Origin of the sequence: Dawidia cretensis (assembly GCF_018598175.1) — a bacterium.
GTDB classification, from domain to species: domain Bacteria; phylum Bacteroidota; class Bacteroidia; order Cytophagales; family Cyclobacteriaceae; genus Ohtaekwangia; species Ohtaekwangia cretensis.
Genome location: NZ_JAHESE010000048.1, coordinates 1 through 15,620, shown reverse-complemented (window position 1 = coordinate 15,620; position 15,620 = coordinate 1). Strand labels below are relative to the sequence as shown.

Genomic DNA, 15,620 nt, shown 5'->3' with positions numbered 1-15,620 from the left:
TGGCACTATATTTAAGACCATGTCGACAGCGTACACTATTTTTTTAGGCGCTTTTTTGGTTCTTTATTTGCAATAAAATTTTGGCAGCGCTGTTTAATCTTAAATCGTATCCCGAACTCATGCACAGGTATATAGCCTTTTTGTTCTTTGCTTGTATCGCGTCCAGTAGTGTGCTAGCCCAGGATCAGCTCTCGCAACAGAATGTTGAGAAGCTTTATCATCGGGGCACCGAATTGCTGGAGCATTCGAACTACGGCGCGGCGCGGCAGGTATTCTCTGAATTCCTGGCGCAGGCTTCGCCCCGCGATCCCCGCCGCGGGGAAGCCGAATACTATGTCGCCTTCAGCGCGCTGAACCTGGGACACCGCGACGGCGAGAAGCTCATCGACGACTTTATCGACCGCTATCCATCGAGCCCCAAGGCTTCGACCGCGTATTATGATCTGGCTGTATCGTTCTATGCCGAGGGGAATTTTACGAAATCCTCGAGCTACTTTAAGAAGGTGAACTTTCCGGCGCTGACAGCCGACCAGCAAGCTGAAGGCCACTTCAAATGGGGTTATAGCTACTTCAACCAGAAGAAGCTCGACGAAGCGTTGGAGCAATTCAACTTTGTGAAGCGTCAAAGCAATTCGTATACCGCTGCATCGAACTACTACGCGGGCTTTATTGAATACTCGAAAGGTCAGTTTGATGAAGCGCTAACGGACCTGAAGAAGGCCGAGGCCAGCCCGTCGTACGCGCCTATTGTGCCGACGCTGATCGCCAACGTGTATTACCGGCAGAAGCGCTACGACACGTTGATTGAATACGCCAACCAACTTAAATCGCGGACCGACCTGACCAATGCGGAGGAGATCTCTATGCTGGTGGCGGAAGCCTACTATTATAAAGGCGACTTTAAGAAGGCCATCGAGGCCTATGAAAAATATTTTGCCAACAACGCCAAGGCTGAAAGCGGTTTGCTGTTCCGGGCGGGCTATGCGCACTATGCCACGGGCAACACGGTCCGCGGCATCGAGTTCCTGGAAAAGTCTGCAGCCTCAAAAGATACGGTGAGCTATTATGCTTCGTATTACCTGGGGATTCTGCACCTGAAGCAGGGTAACAAACCCCTGGCGTTGAACGCCTTTGACTATGCCCGTAAGAACCCCAAGGACGCATCGCTGGCAGAGGAAAGCGCATTTCAGTTTGCTAAGATCTCGTACGATGCAGGGAAGCAAGACCAGGCTGTTGCCGAGTTTGAGCGGTATCTGAAAAATTCGCCGACAGGCGTACACGCCAACGAGGCGAAAGAGCTTTTGGCGCAGGCGTATATCAATGGCAATAACTTTAACAAAGCCATCGAATATATCGAGGCCTTGCCCACGCGGAATAGCTATGTAAACCAGGCCTATCAAAAGGCGGCGTATCTGAAGGGCTCCGAGTTATTTAACAAAGAAGATTATGCAGGGGCGATTCAGTATTTTACGAAATCGCTGGAATATCCGAGCGATCCGAAGTATACGGCACTGGCCAGCTTCTGGATTGCCGAAAGTTACTCGCTCGGGGAGAAATATGAAGAGGCCATTCCGCACTATCAGAAGGTGATCGCCCTGGGTACAGCAGCGGATCCCGAAGTAGCGCTGAAGACCCGTTATGGCCTGGGCTACGCATTTTACAATACCAAGGGGTATGACAAGGCACTGGTGAACTTCCGGGAGTTTGTCAACAAGGGCAGCAAAAACACACCCAATTATGCCGATGGTATGATCCGGCTGGCAGACTGTTATTACGTGAGCAAACAATACGACGAGGCGCTGAACACCTACAACCGTGCGAAGGCCATGAGCTCTTCGGAGCATGACTATGTATTGTTGCAAAGTGGCATTATGAACGGCATTCAGCGGAAATATGCCGATGCACGTAACCAGTTTACCGAGCTGATCAAGAATTATCCCAAGTCGCAATACCGCGACGAGGCGATCTTCCAGCGCGCCCAATACGAGATTGAGCAGGGCAACTATACCGCCTCGGTGGATGGCTTGTCGATCCTGATCCGGGAGAGTCCGTCGTCGCCGTATCTGCCGTATGCGTATATGCGTCGAGCGGCATCGTACTCTAACCTGAAGCAACCGGACAAGGCTATTCAGGATTATAGTACGGTCATTCAGCAGTTCCCGAGCCACCCGGCGGCGCAGGAGGCGTTGACGCCGCTGCAAGAGTCGCTGAATCTGGCCGGACGCTCGGGTGATTTCGAAACCTACCTGGCGCAGTTTAAGAAAGCCAATCCGTCGAATACCAGCCTGGAAAGCGTCGAGTACGAAGCGGCCAAGAACATCTACTTTGATCAGCAATATCAAAAGGCGATTGCCAGCCTGCGGAATTTCTTATCGTCGTATCCGCAGACATCGCATGCCCAGGAGGCCAGCTATTACATGGCAGAGTCGCACTTCCGTCTGCGGGAATTTGACAAGGCGATGCCGATCTACACCAGCTTAAGCAATGACCGCTCCTTTACCATGGGAAGCAGGGTAGTGGCTCGCGTGGCGGAGATCAATTTTACCCAGAGCCGTTATGCAGAAGCGATCGTGGCGTACCATCGCCTGGAGCGCATGGCCGTGAACAAGAAGGAGCAATACAATGCCTGGTCGGGATTGATGGAATCGTTCTACCTGCAAGCACAGTATGACTCGGCGGACGTGTATGCACGTACCATCATCGAGCGGGGTAACATCAATGCCGGCGCACAAAACAAGGCGTCGTTGTACCTGGGCAAGACGGCCCTGGCGCGTGGCGACTACGATACGGCGAAAGATGAATTCCTGAACACCCTCAACGCGGCACGCGATGAGTATGGTGCGGAGGCTAAATACCTGCTGGCAAAGGTGTTCTATACGCAAAAGGAATACAAACAAAGCTATGAGACACTGACCAGCCTGACGAATGACTTCGCCACATACGAGGTATGGGTAGGGAAGGCGTTCCTGCTGATGGCAGACAACTTTGTGGCACAAGACAATGTCTTCCAGGCGCGGGCTACGTTGCAGTCGCTGATCGACAAGTTTCCGCAGCAGTCCGTGAAGGATGAGGCCAAAGTAAAGCTCAAGCAGCTGGAGCAGAACGAAGCTGCAAAACAAAAGGCATTGGATGCCGACACGCTCGAAAACAATTGATCATCTGCTGACCTTGAAAGGAATGATATATCGTAAGCTAAAAATATCCGCCCTGATGCTGATGCTGGTGGGAGTATCGTTTGCCACCCGGGCTCAGGACGAAACCGGTGAACTGGAATCGCGGGAGATTGTGATCGAGAAGGTACGCGAGATCACCCTGCGCAAGGCCAACCGCAATTTTGAAAAGATTCCACCGCGCCCTGCGGAGAACATCAAAGCCCCGATGACGTACGACTTTCAGTCGTTCAGCTTCCAGGCGCCACAGGTGACGACGCAAATGCGCCCGCTCAAGCTTAAGCAAGAGACTTCGCGAGATGTGCACGGCGGATATTTGCGATTGGGTTATGGCAATTATTCGTCGCCGCTGTTAGAGGCATACCTGAATACACGTAAAGACAAAAACAAGCTGCTGGGCGCATATCTGTATCACCATAGTTCGGGCAAAGGACCGGTCGACGGCAAGAACTCGGGCAGTGGCACGACGGGGATCTCGCTGGCCGGTAGCTCCTTTAGCGACGCCATCGCGTTGTCGGGTAACGTCGGTTTTGAAAACCGCACGACTCACTTTTATGGCTACCCCGAAGCGGTGCCGGTAGACCGCGACACGCTGAAGCAAGCCTATAACATCTTTCGGTTGGCGGGGGCGATCTCCAATGCTAAAAATTCCGACTTTGCGTATAAACTGGGTGCAGGGTTTAGTTTCCTGTCCGATAAGTTCGATGCGCGCGAGACGGAAGTAGGTCTGAACTTTGGCTCCTCGTACGAGATAGACGAAGACTCCAAGATCGCATTGAAAGCCGACTATACCGTCATTACGCGCAAAGATGCACACATCGACGCAAAGCCCCGCAGCCTGTTTGTGGTAAACCCAACGTATAACTTTCCGGCAGCAGAGGACCTCCAGTTAAGTGTGGGGTTTGTGGTGGCGTACGAGAACGACTCTATAGATTCGAAAGATCTTCATGTATATCCTGACGTGCGGGCAACCTATCCGCTCAGCCCGACTGTGGATGCGGTGGCGTTCCTGACCGGCGGTATTGAGAAAGTGTCGTTGCAAACCTTATCGTATGAGAACCTGTGGCTGGCCCCGGACATTGCCATCTTCCATACCAACAAGACACTTGATTTCGGTGTAGGCATCAACGCCCGGCTGGGGAATAAGGTCTCGGCACACGCCGGCTTATCGCTATCGACTTTGAAGAATCTGTACTCGTATGTGAACGGTTTTGAAGACCAGTCGAAGTTTTACACGGTATACGACAAAGGAACCACGAAGCGTACCAACCTGTATGCGGCATTGAGCTATGCCCAGTCGGAGCAAGTGAAGTTTATGCTGCGGGGCGACTTCTATGGCTACAACGCCGGCGATTTGGATGAGGTGTATCATCGCCCGACCACCAAGCTGACGGCGAATGCTTCGTACAATATATACCAGAAGATTATTTTGTCGGCCGACCTGATCGCACAAGGCGGCATGAAGGCCTATGACGCCACCCAGGATAAGACGGTAAAGCTCGACGGTGCTTTTGACCTGAATGCGAAAGCCGAGTATCTGTTCTCACCGACCTTCTCGGCATTCGTTCAGTTGAACAATATCACCTCGAACAAGTACCCGCTTTACCTGCATTACCCGGTGCGGGCCTTCCAGGCACTGGCCGGAATCACGTGGAGCTTTTAAGTAAGATGGTCTGAGTCATGAAGGTATTTTTGCGATGGTCGAAATTTCGCTTATTTTTGTCTGAATGACCATTTTCTTACAACTCTAACTACCAGAACATGGCAAGAAGAAAGAAGCTAAGCGACGAACAATCTCCCGAAAATACTGACAATATCCACCAGGAATCAGACGACAACTTTGGCCTTCCGGAAGTAGAGTATGAGCCGCTGAACCGGGACGAATCAACGCCTGTTGAGGAGCCGACCAGCACGAGCACGTCGTATACTTCGCAAAACGAAGAAACGGTTGAGCCGGAGTATGTAGAGCCGGTGTCTGCCCATGATGAGGAAGTATTGGACGAAGATTCTGCTTATGCGCCTATTCACACGTACGAAGAGGACGAGCCTGCGCCGGTATGGCCTAAGGTATTGATCGTTATTCTGCTTCTGGCCGTTGCGGGTGGTGCGGCGTGGTATTTTGGCTATGAGCGGCCACGGCAACTGGCTGAGGCAGCGGCGGCTCAAAGTGCGGCGGATAAGCGGGATGCTGAAAAACGGGCGGCTGATTTGGCCGCAGCCGAAGCAAAGGCGCGTGAGGACGATGAACGTCGCCGGGCTGATTCCCTGGCAAATGCAGCACCGAAAGAAGGCAGCGTAGAAGCCCTGACGGAGCGTACCGGTCGTTATTACGTAGTGATTTCCAGCGCGATCGACGACGATCTGATTAAGGACTACGCCACGAAGCTGAGCAAAAACGGCGTAGTGTGCCGCATTATTCCACCGTTTGGAAAGACTAAGTTCAGCCGTCTGGCGGTGGACGTAAAAGACACCTATGCGGATGCACAGGAGACAGCGGACGGCATGAAGGGCGGCGACTATGGGAACGAAATTTGGGTAGTGCGGTACTAGCACCATTTTTGCTATACATTGGGTATGACATCGCGACAGGAAAAAAAGAACGAACAAGTAGCCTTTTTGGTGTCCGTCGGCATTCACGCCGTGGCCCTGCTGGCTATGTTCTTTATTGTGGCCTGGCGCACGCCCGATCCGCCGTACGGTGGTGAGCCCGGTGTCGAATTAAACTTTGGCCTGGATACGGAAGGGGGAGGCGATGTACAACCGCAAACTCCGGTGGGCTCAGGCGGCACGCAGCCCGAAGAGCCGCAACGCAATGAAATACCCCAGGCTACGCCGCCTCCTGCTGCCCCGAAAGAGCAGATAGAGGAGAAGATGGTGACCTCGGAAGAAGACGATGCACCGGCGATTGTTAAAGAAGAAAAGAAGGAAACAAAACGCCCTACGGAGACCCCGCCGGTAAAGCAACCTACGGAAACGAAAAAGCCTGAAGCGAAGAAAGAAGAGCAGAAACCCAAGCAGGAGGTAAACCCCAACGCGGTGTACAACCCTGCCGGGCAAACCAACAGCACCAACAAAACTACAGAAGGCCGTGCCGGAAGCCCAGGCAGCCATGGTGACGACAAAGGCAAGACAGGGGACAAAGGAAACCCGGAAGGTTCGCTGGACGCTAAAGCCTTATACGGCAAGCAAGGTAACGGCAATGGCGGCGACGGCTCAAGCCTGTCGCTCGATGGCTGGGTGTGGGATGCGATACCTCGCCCCACCGTGCCCAATAACGAAACCGGCCGCATTGTATTTGACATCGTAGTGAATGCTGAAGGCGAGTTGGAAAAGATCACTGTTGCTGAGAATAGCCTGAGCCCGGAAGCGGCGAAGGCGTGTCGTGCGGCTGTAGAGAACCTGACATTCTCCCGTACGGGTGCTAATGTACCACAGGCCTCACGTGGCAAAATTACCTTTGTGGTGCGGTCCCGGTAATAAGCACCATGTCCACCTTTGTTTCTTACGCTGAGGTACTAGAATATCTATACGCTAACCTCCCCATGTTTCATCGGATAGGTGCCGCTGCGCTAAAGCCCGATTTAACAAATACCCTTGCCCTATGCGCTGCGTTGGGTAATCCACAAGAACGATTCAAGACGATTCACGTAGCCGGTACCAACGGTAAAGGCAGCACTTCGCATACGCTGGCGGCGGTCTTACAAACTGCGGGATATAAAACAGGCTTATTTACTTCCCCTCATTTAAAATCTTTTACCGAGCGCATACGCGTGTCGGGACAGCCTGTTGAAGAGGCCTTCGTAGTTGATTTCGTGAATCGCATTCGTGCCGCTGCCGATACCATTGAACCGTCTTTCTTCGAGGTTACAGTGGCCATGGCCTTCGACTATTTTGCTCAACAGCAAGTAGACGTGGCGGTAATCGAGGTGGGCCTGGGTGGACGCCTGGATTCTACCAATATCATTATGCCGGTGCTGTCGGTCATTACGAACATCGGCTGGGACCATCAGGACATTCTGGGAGATACACTGCCGAAGATCGCCGCGGAGAAAGCGGGAATCATTAAGCCCGCCGTGCCCGTAGTGATCAGTCAGCATCAGCCGCAGACGGACGACGTGTTTATGGCCAAAGCGCAGCGTGAATCTGCTCCGTTGATCTTTGCGCCTGACCGGTATAGCGTGCGTGTGTCCGACGCCTCCGCGTCGCTGGATATATACCGCGATGGTGTGTGTTTGTTTGAAGGTGTCACCCTCGACCTGCAGGGCATTTATCAACAGAAAAATATACTGGGAGCGCTTGCTGCCGTGGAAGAGCTGCAGCGGCAGGGGTGGGCTATTACCCCGGAGCATATCCGGCGCGGTGTGGGACAAGTGATGGCGCTGACGGGACTAAAGGGACGGTGGCAAAGGCTTGGGCAGCACCCGCTGATCGTTTGCGATACGGGACACAACGCTGACGGCATTGCCGAAGTCGTGCGCCAGATCCGCCTGCAGCAATACAACCGACTGTGGGTCGTGTTTGGAGTAGTGAAGGACAAGGATATTCGCCATGTATTACAACTTTTGCCAAAGGATGCGAACTATTATTTTTGCCAGGCCAGCGTTCCACGGGCGCTAGACGCGGAAGCATTGGCTACGCAGGCGCGCGCTGAAGGATTGCAAGGAGAGGTGGTGCGCGATGTGAACGAAGCGCTGGCGCAGGCAAAAGCGAATGCCGGTCCCGACGACATGATCTTTGTTGGGGGCAGTACCTTTGTCGTGGCGGACCTGGCAGGCATCTGATCGATCATTAATAATTAAGAAGTGAAACGCAAGCAAGAGAGATTCCGGATCATTGAGGGGCTGGATAATGTCATTGAGCCGACAAAGGCAAATTATAACTCGATTAAGGGAAACTGGCGGGAAAGCCACTTTAAGAATAACAATCCGATCACGATCGAGCTGGCCTGTGGCCGGGGCGAATACTCGGTGGCGCTCGGCAAGCTGTTTCCCGAGCGAAACTTTATTGGCGTGGATATGAAAGGAGAGCGCATTTGGAAGGGCAGTACGTTGGCCGTCGAGCAAGGGCTTTCCAATGTAGCGTTCTTGCGCACGCAGATATTGCTGATCGAGAATTTCTTCGCGTTGGGAGAGGTGGATGAGATCTGGCTTACCTTTCCGGATCCGCGTCCGCGCAAGCGCGATATCAAGCGCCGGCTGACAAGCCCGCGTTTTTTGGAAATGTATCAGCGTTTGCTGAAACCTGGCGGTTATGTACGATTGAAGACCGACAATACGTTGTTGTATACCTATACGCTGGAAGAGTTGCAGCAACGTACGGATATTCTCGACCTGCAGTATACCGATCGTGTGTATGAATCGCCGTTGCGGCCGGAGTGTTTTGATATTAAGACGCGGTTTGAAGAGATGTTTGCTGCCAAAGGCGAGACAATCAAATACCTGCGATTCCACTTTTAAAGACAATTACCCCATCTCTATATGCACGAGGAAACAAATTTTGAGCTGGAAGAGCGCTTTCTGACGGCCGACCGGTTGATCAGCGAAGGGCAGCTGCGGGAGGCGGCCCAAACGCTGGAGGATATCCTGGCGGAGGCGCCTGACTTTGGCAAGGCACACAACCACCTGGGCTGGCTGTATGAAACCAAATTCAAGAATTACGATCGCGCGGAAGAACACTATCGACTGGCAGTGAAGTTTGCACCGGGTTACGCAGCGGCCTATTACAATTACTGTTACTGCCTGGCGGCGCTGCGCAAACACGATGAGCTGGAGATTATTCTCGGTCTGGCGTTAAAGGTGCCGGGCATTAACTACGCAACGCTGTACAACGAGTACGGTATGATGCGCGAAATACAAGGGCGGTACGACGACGCCATTCATTATTTCCGACTGCACATTCAGAATTCCTTCGATTCCAAAACCATCGATTCTGCTGTGGAATCCATCAGCCGCTGTGAACGCAAAAAGAAGCTGATCGTGTGACCGGTGGTGGGCACGGTTTTTACTCGTTCGTGATAAAAATTCTATCATGGACACATACAGTCAAGATAACCTTACGGGTCGCAACCACGAAGGGGTGCATCCCAACCTTCCAGTGAAGTACCTCACCGCTTCGTCGGTCATTGGTGACGACGTGTATAATCCTGCCGGCGAAAAGCTGGGGGATATCAAAGATATAATGCTCGACATTCACGCGGGCAGTATTCAATACGTGGTATTGGAGTGTGGCGGTTTCCTGGGCATCGGCGAGAAGCTGTTTGCCATTCCATTCCGACTGCTGCAAATCGATCCTAAGAATCAGGCCTTTGTCTTAAACCAGGACAAGGAGACATTGAAGAATGCGCCCGGTTTTGACAAAGATCACTGGCCGGAAACCAATGATCATAGCCTGGAAAATGCAGGTACTTACTGGGGCGGCTTTATGGGCTCCAATACCGGTAGCGAACCGTATTAATATGACTTATACGCCGGCATGGCCGGAGCATTACACAACTGTGGCGCGGGTTGCTCAAATCCGCGCCTTTTTTTGTCTTGATACGTCGGCTTTTACGCTATCATTGAAATAGTGTTAATATGTTTTAATTGATTGATAATCAGTGTTTTTGTTGCCTCGATAATGATTTTTTAATATTCCGGGCATAGTCAATTAATCCGCCCGCGGTATTTTTATACTGTTAACTTTTCTTTTAGGTTTGAAGACCGGTGCGCATTAGTGCGCCGGGTTCATGAAAACGAGGTATGGGCAAAAAAAAGAAGCGTGACGTAGAACTCGTCATACTGTCCGATATACATCTTGGCACATACGGCTGCCACGCCCAAGAACTCCTGCGCTACCTCAAGACTATACGCCCGAAACGTCTCATTCTGAACGGCGACATCATCGATATGTGGCAGTTTAGCAAGCGATATTGGCCAACGTCGCATATGCAGGTAATCAGACACATCATGGGACTGTTGGCAAAGAATACCAAAGTGATCTACCTGACCGGGAATCATGACGAAATGCTGCGCAAGTTTGCGGGGTTACGCCTGGGGTCTTTCCATATTGGCAACAAAGTGGTGTTAAAACTGGCGGGTAAACGTGCCTGGGTGTTTCATGGCGATGTGTTTGACATAACCATGCAACACTCAAAGTGGCTGGCTAAACTGGGAGCCATTGGCTACGATACCCTTATTCTGATCAATACCTTTGTCAACTGGTGTCTTAATCGGCTGGGACGGGAGAAAATCTCGCTCTCCAAGCGGGTGAAAGACAGTGTGAAGTCTGCTGTGAAGTTTATCAACAAGTTTGAAGAAACGGCGGCCGAGATAGCCATTGACAATGGCTATGACTATGTAGTGTGCGGCCATATTCACCAGCCGGAGATCCGGAAGATTCAGACGGAGAAGGGGGAGGTTATGTACCTGAACTCCGGCGACTGGATCGAAAATCTGTCCTGTCTGGAATACGATCCGCGCACGGGCTGGCGCATTTACCGGTATGCCGAAGACAAGGTGGCCCAAAGTGTGAAGCTGCCGAAGCGTTTTCGGGGCGACAAGCTCGACAACGACGAAATTTTTCGCGACCTTGTCAATGAATTTTTAACCGTCAAGAAGTGAGAATATTATTTGCCATCCAGGGCACCGGCAACGGGCACATTGCCCGTGCGGAAGACGTTGTTCCGATCCTGCAGCAGTATGGAGAACTCGACCTTTTTGTAAGCGGCGCACAGGCCGACATCAAGCTGAGCTATCCGGTGAAGTATAAATCAAAAGGCCTGAGCTTTTTCTTTGGCAAAAACGGCGGCATCGACTTTCTGAAAACCTTTAAGCAAAACAGCTCGAAGGACGTGTATCGGGAGATCAAGAAATTTCCCATTGAGAAGTATGATTTGGTAATTAACGACTTCGAGCCCATTTCAGCCTGGGCTGCGCGGAAGTACGAAATTCCCTGTGTAGGATTGAGCCACCAATCGGCGTTGCTGTCGGCGCGAGTACCCAAGCCACGTAAGATAGACCCCGTGGGGGAGTGGGTGCTGCACAACTATGCCCCGGTTGATCACTACGTATCTTTTCACTTTGAACGTTATGATGATAACATCTTTACACCGGTGATCCGATCGGCGGTGCGTGAGCAGAAGCCGGTGGAGAAGGAACATTATACAGTATACCTGCCTTCGTACGACGACCGCAAGCTGGTACCGATCCTGGCACGTATTCCACAAATCGAGTGGCATATCTTTTCCAAGCATGCACGGAAGCCCTACCACGTAGGTAAGCTTTCTGTATATCCCGTGAGCAAGGATGATTTCGCCCGAAGCATGATATCCGCAAAAGGTGTATTGTGCGGTGCCGGCTTTGAGACTCCAGCCGAAGCGTTGTATCTCGGCAAGAAGTTGATGGTGGTGCCAATGAAGTCGCAGCTTGAGCAACACTATAACGCGGCCTCACTGGAGAAACTCGGTGTACCGATCCTGAAGAAGGTGAAGAAAAAGAATATCGAGAGAATTATTGAGTGGATCGAGACCTCAGATCGTGTAACGGTAGACTATCCGAATACGACAGCCGAAGCTGTAGCCCGTGCGATTGACGCGTCGCGTCGCTGATATTTCAAAACTTCATGCCTTCATAACGTGTCTGTAATGACGGGATAACCTTGTCATGCTATTTTTCCTAAGCGAAAATGATATGCGTGATAAGAATGACAAGAAGAGTTTCCGGATACTAGTGGTAGACGATGACAGGGACATCCTGGAGTTGCTGGAATACAACCTCGAGAAAGAAGGTTTCCACGTAAAGGGTATTGACGAAAGTCAGAATGCTGTAAAGGCTGCGCTCGCCTTTTCCCCAGATCTCATTATTCTTGACATTATGATGCCGCACCCCAACGGCATCGAGATCTGTCGGGAGTTGCGCTCCATCAAGCGTTTTGAAGACATTTACATTTTCTTTCTCTCAGCCAAGTCGGAACACTACTACCACGAAGCCGCGCTCGACACGGGGGGTGATGATTACATTGAAAAGGTGATCGGCCTGCGGGCGCTGACGTACAAGGTGGCGACTGTGCTGAAGCGCAATTTTGTAATCCGCAAGAGCATTCCGGAGTTGAAGATCGGCAACCTGAAAATTCACCGGAAGTCGACGTCGGTTATGATTGATGACGACGAGATTACGTTAAGCCGGCCCGAGTTTGAACTGTTGTTCTTTTTTGCACAGAACCCTCGTAAAGTTATCTCACAAGAGAACCTGTTGCAAAATATCTGGGGTTCGGAGATATACCTCTTTGACACGTCTATCGACGTGTATATTCAAAGCCTCCGTAAGAAGCTGGGGCTGGATATCATCCATCGCATGAGCGATAACCGCTACCGGCTTCATATTCGGTAAACTATCTCAATCGGTATCGAGCATCTCCAGGATCTCGCCCAGCTCGTTGTAGTCGCGTAAGCCGGGACGATCTTCCTGACCGCCTTGTAATGCCAGGCCCCGGATACCTCCGCCGTCCAGCAGCGATTGTACCAATGACGTTTGTTGCACCATGACCAGTACCGGGTATTTTGTTGTGAGCTGCAGCAGGGCAGGGTCGTCCGGATCGATCAGCACATAGGCGGGGTTGCTCCCCAATGGTATCTGCTCACCCGGCGCCAGCGCAAGGATGTAGGGCAGCGATGGTTCGCGCGACAAAATCGTCAATTCCCGGAGGCCCAATTCGACCAAGTCAGGCCGGTATTCTTCCTGGATGCCGGGCCACTCCGCGGCGTCTGACATGCCGTAAAGCTCGGCGACGATTTGCGGGCCGGTGACCCAACCGCGTATTTCCTGGAATTGTTTTGGTGTAATGTGATTTTCATGCCCGGATACTGCCCCAAACCCCAACAGATCAGCGCCCATGCCGGCGCAGTACCGTGCGTCGCTCAGGTTTGTGATGCTCCCTACTTTTACGAATGTTCTTAATGCCATAGCTTTAATGCCCGCGAAAAAATAACTTTGAACGGCTTACGTTCAGATTCAAGCGCGGATTTAAGTAAAATTGACTAATCAGTGAAATTTTTTACCGGTTTTCTGTTATCCATGGTGTTTCTGGCGTTGGCGTCATGCGACTCCGGCGACGATGCGGGTGTTCCCGACAAGGGTTATCGCTATTTTCCGTTGGCCGTCGGTCATTACCAGATTTACGACATAGTAGAAATTACGTATACGCTGCGCGACCCCGACACGGCGCGGTATGAGCTGCGCGTGGAAACACCCGATTCCTTTCTCAATGCCGACGGCGACTCGACGTATGTCGTGTACCGCAGCAAGCGCTTGCCTGGCGAAGTGGCCTGGACATACCTCGACACGTGGTCAGCACGGCGCACCCCCGAGGAGTTGGTGGTGCAGGAGGAGAACATACCGTATGTTAAGTTACGCTTTCCACCCTATAACGGGCAAGTATGGAATGGTAACGCTTATAACACGGGCGAGCGTGATGATTACCAATTGGACTCGTTGGGTCAGGGGCAAACCCGTGGGGCGCAGCACTTTGACGATTGTCTGACCGTGTTGCAGCATGATAACGAAGACTTCATTGTTTTCCTCGACCAGCGCAAGGAAGTATACGCCGCAGACATCGGGCTGGTATACAAGGAAACGACGCAACTGAGCTACTGCACGCAGCCAGGGTGTTTGGCGCAGCAATTGGTGGAACAAGGCGTCATTTATAAACAATGGCTTAAGGAATATGGCAAAGCGGAATAGCCTGGTGGCGGTGTGGCTTGTTTTTGTGCTGACAGTACCGTTGCAGGCGCAGGTGAACCGGTATGTTGTTGTGTTTAACAATAAGCAGGGTAGTCCGTATACTATTTCCGCGCCATCACAATTTCTGTCTCAACGGGCGATTGATCGCCGTATTCGTCAAGGTATCGCAGTGGAGGAACGCGACGTACCGGTACTGGAAACGAACGTAGCGGCTGTACGCAGCAGGGGAGCGGATGTGTTTTTCCGGTCGCGATGGATGAACGCCGTGTTAATACAGTGCGACGTTTCATTGCTGCCGGCATTGCGCAGTCTGGCAGTGGTGGACCGTGTGGAGCTGGTGGCGCCGGAGGCGCGACTTGCGCCGAATGGCCGCAAGCGGGGCGAAGCCAGGATCAAGGCCACGGATGCCGAAGTTACGGATACACAATTGTCGATGGTAGGAATTGATGCCATGCAGGCAGATGGGTTCCAGGGGCAGGGCCTGACGATCGCAGTGTTGGACGCCGGTTTCCCGGGTGTCAATACAGCGCCTGCCTTTGGTGCGTTGTTTGCCGAAGGCCGGATCGACCTGACGGTGTCACACGACTTTGTTTACAATACCGACAATGTCTTTCAATACGATACGCATGGTACCGAAGTTTTCTCTGTGATCGCCGCACACCAGGAAGGTGTCTTTACCGGCGGCGCCTATGGAGCTCGTTATCAGTTGTATGTGACAGAAGATGCGGCGAACGAATATCGCATTGAGGAATACAATTGGCTGTTTGCCGCGGAGCGGGCTGACAGCGCCGGAGCCGACATCATTCAGTCGTCGCTTGGATACTATGATTTTGACGATGCGTCAATGAACTACCGTAAGACAGACCTGGATGGAAAGACAACGGTTATAACCCGCGCGGCGCAGTGGGCGGCCGACCGGGGCATTGCCGTGATTTGTAGCGCCGGGAATGAAGGTGCCGTAAGCTGGCAGCTTATTACGGCGCCGGCGGATGCAAAAGGAGTGTTGGCTGTGGCAAGTGTGAACAGTGAAAAGACACGCGCAAGCTCCAGCTCGAAAGGCCCAAGCGCCGACGGCCGCATAAAGCCGGACGTGGCGGCGCAAGGCGTGAGTACCAGTGTGATCCGGGCCAATGGTGGGCTGGGTACCGTAACCGGTACATCACTGGCCGCACCGATCATCACCAGCCTGGTGGCCGGTGTATGGCAACGCTACCCCGATTTAACAGCGGCCGAGTTACTGGAAGCCATTCGCCTGTCCGGCTCGCAGGCGGGGAAGCCCGATACACTGCTGGGATACGGCATTCCGCATTATAAAACCATCGAGAACTATTTTGCTCAGCGTCGGGAAAATCCTTTTCGGGTGTATCCCAATCCGGTAGACGATGACAGCTTGCGGGTGCGCTCGTACCTGCCCGAAGAGTTTGATACGTGCCACGTCGAATTGCTTTCCCCGGAAGGCAAACGGGTGATACAAAAGATCTTGTATTTTTCAACTCAGACTCCGGAACGTGTCGTGGATTTATCGTCGCTGGGCACGGGACTTTACATCTGCCGCATTACCTGGCCAGGTGGGATGGTTACGCAAAAACTCGTACGACGCTAGGGATCGTTAGTACCGAATCTGTATTTTAGCAGCCAGTTTCTTACCTGTCTCTTATGCCCCTTCCCATCATCGCGCCTTCTGTGCTGGCCTCTGACTTTGCCAACCTGCAGCGGGAAATCACCATGCTCAAGG

Annotated in this window: 14 protein-coding genes; 13 read left to right on the top strand and 1 reads right to left on the bottom strand. The window is 52.3% G+C overall.

Annotated elements, in window-relative coordinates; all coding sequences use genetic code 11:
* The first annotated feature begins 119 nt into the window (after positions 1-119).
* From KK062_RS27625 to KK062_RS27575, 11 genes are all read left to right on the top strand, one after another.
* Positions 120-3,155: a tetratricopeptide repeat protein gene (locus tag KK062_RS27625; protein ID WP_254087624.1), complete on the top strand. Its 3,036-nt coding sequence runs from the start codon at positions 120-122 to the stop codon at positions 3,153-3,155.
* A gap of 22 nt (positions 3,156-3,177) precedes the next feature.
* Positions 3,178-4,833, top strand: coding sequence for a TonB-dependent receptor (locus KK062_RS27620; RefSeq protein ID WP_254087623.1), 1,656 nt, complete (start codon positions 3,178-3,180; stop codon positions 4,831-4,833).
* A gap of 98 nt (positions 4,834-4,931) precedes the next feature.
* On the top strand, positions 4,932-5,720 hold the full coding sequence (locus tag KK062_RS27615) for a hypothetical protein (protein WP_254087622.1): 789 nt from the start codon (positions 4,932-4,934) through the stop codon (positions 5,718-5,720).
* A 24-nt stretch (positions 5,721-5,744) separates the two neighbouring features.
* Entirely contained in the window at positions 5,745-6,647 is a 903-nt protein-coding gene (locus tag KK062_RS27610; RefSeq protein ID WP_254087621.1) for a cell envelope integrity TolA family protein, read from the top strand.
* Positions 6,648-6,712: 65 nt separating this feature from the next.
* On the top strand, positions 6,713-7,951 hold the full coding sequence (locus tag KK062_RS27605) for a bifunctional folylpolyglutamate synthase/dihydrofolate synthase (protein ID WP_254087620.1): 1,239 nt from the start codon (positions 6,713-6,715) through the stop codon (positions 7,949-7,951).
* A 21-nt stretch (positions 7,952-7,972) separates the two neighbouring features.
* Complete coding sequence (gene trmB / locus KK062_RS27600) at positions 7,973-8,626, top strand: tRNA (guanosine(46)-N7)-methyltransferase TrmB (protein ID WP_254087619.1); 654 nt, start codon at positions 7,973-7,975, stop codon at positions 8,624-8,626.
* Between the two features lie 21 nt (positions 8,627-8,647).
* Entirely contained in the window at positions 8,648-9,151 is a 504-nt protein-coding gene (locus KK062_RS27595) for a tetratricopeptide repeat protein (protein WP_254087618.1), read from the top strand.
* Positions 9,152-9,197: 46 nt separating this feature from the next.
* Positions 9,198-9,623 (top strand): PRC-barrel domain-containing protein, encoded by a 426-nt coding sequence (locus KK062_RS27590; RefSeq protein WP_254087617.1) that lies wholly within the window; start codon positions 9,198-9,200, stop codon positions 9,621-9,623.
* Positions 9,624-9,907: 284 nt separating this feature from the next.
* On the top strand, positions 9,908-10,768 hold the full coding sequence (locus KK062_RS27585; protein ID WP_254087616.1) for a UDP-2,3-diacylglucosamine diphosphatase: 861 nt from the start codon (positions 9,908-9,910) through the stop codon (positions 10,766-10,768).
* Positions 10,765-11,754, top strand: coding sequence for a glycosyltransferase family protein (locus tag KK062_RS27580; RefSeq protein ID WP_254087615.1), 990 nt, complete (start codon positions 10,765-10,767; stop codon positions 11,752-11,754). Before KK062_RS27585 ends, KK062_RS27580 begins: the two co-directional genes overlap by 4 nt.
* A gap of 55 nt (positions 11,755-11,809) precedes the next feature.
* A complete protein-coding gene (locus KK062_RS27575) occupies positions 11,810-12,535 on the top strand; it encodes a response regulator transcription factor (RefSeq protein ID WP_254087614.1) in 726 nt (241 codons plus the stop codon).
* Between the two features lie 6 nt (positions 12,536-12,541).
* Here the strand turns inward: KK062_RS27575 and KK062_RS27570 are convergent, their stop codons facing one another.
* Positions 12,542-13,108 (bottom strand): beta/alpha barrel domain-containing protein, encoded by a 567-nt coding sequence (locus KK062_RS27570; protein ID WP_254087613.1) that lies wholly within the window; start codon positions 13,106-13,108, stop codon positions 12,542-12,544.
* Between the two features lie 81 nt (positions 13,109-13,189).
* On the opposite strand from KK062_RS27570, the gene KK062_RS27565 reads away from it, so the two are divergent.
* Complete coding sequence (locus tag KK062_RS27565) at positions 13,190-13,885, top strand: hypothetical protein (RefSeq protein WP_254087612.1); 696 nt, start codon at positions 13,190-13,192, stop codon at positions 13,883-13,885.
* Positions 13,869-15,488, top strand: coding sequence for a S8 family serine peptidase (locus KK062_RS27560; protein ID WP_254087611.1), 1,620 nt, complete (start codon positions 13,869-13,871; stop codon positions 15,486-15,488). The genes KK062_RS27565 and KK062_RS27560 overlap by 17 nt, the downstream gene beginning before the upstream one ends.
* Positions 15,489-15,620: the final 132 nt, after the last annotated feature.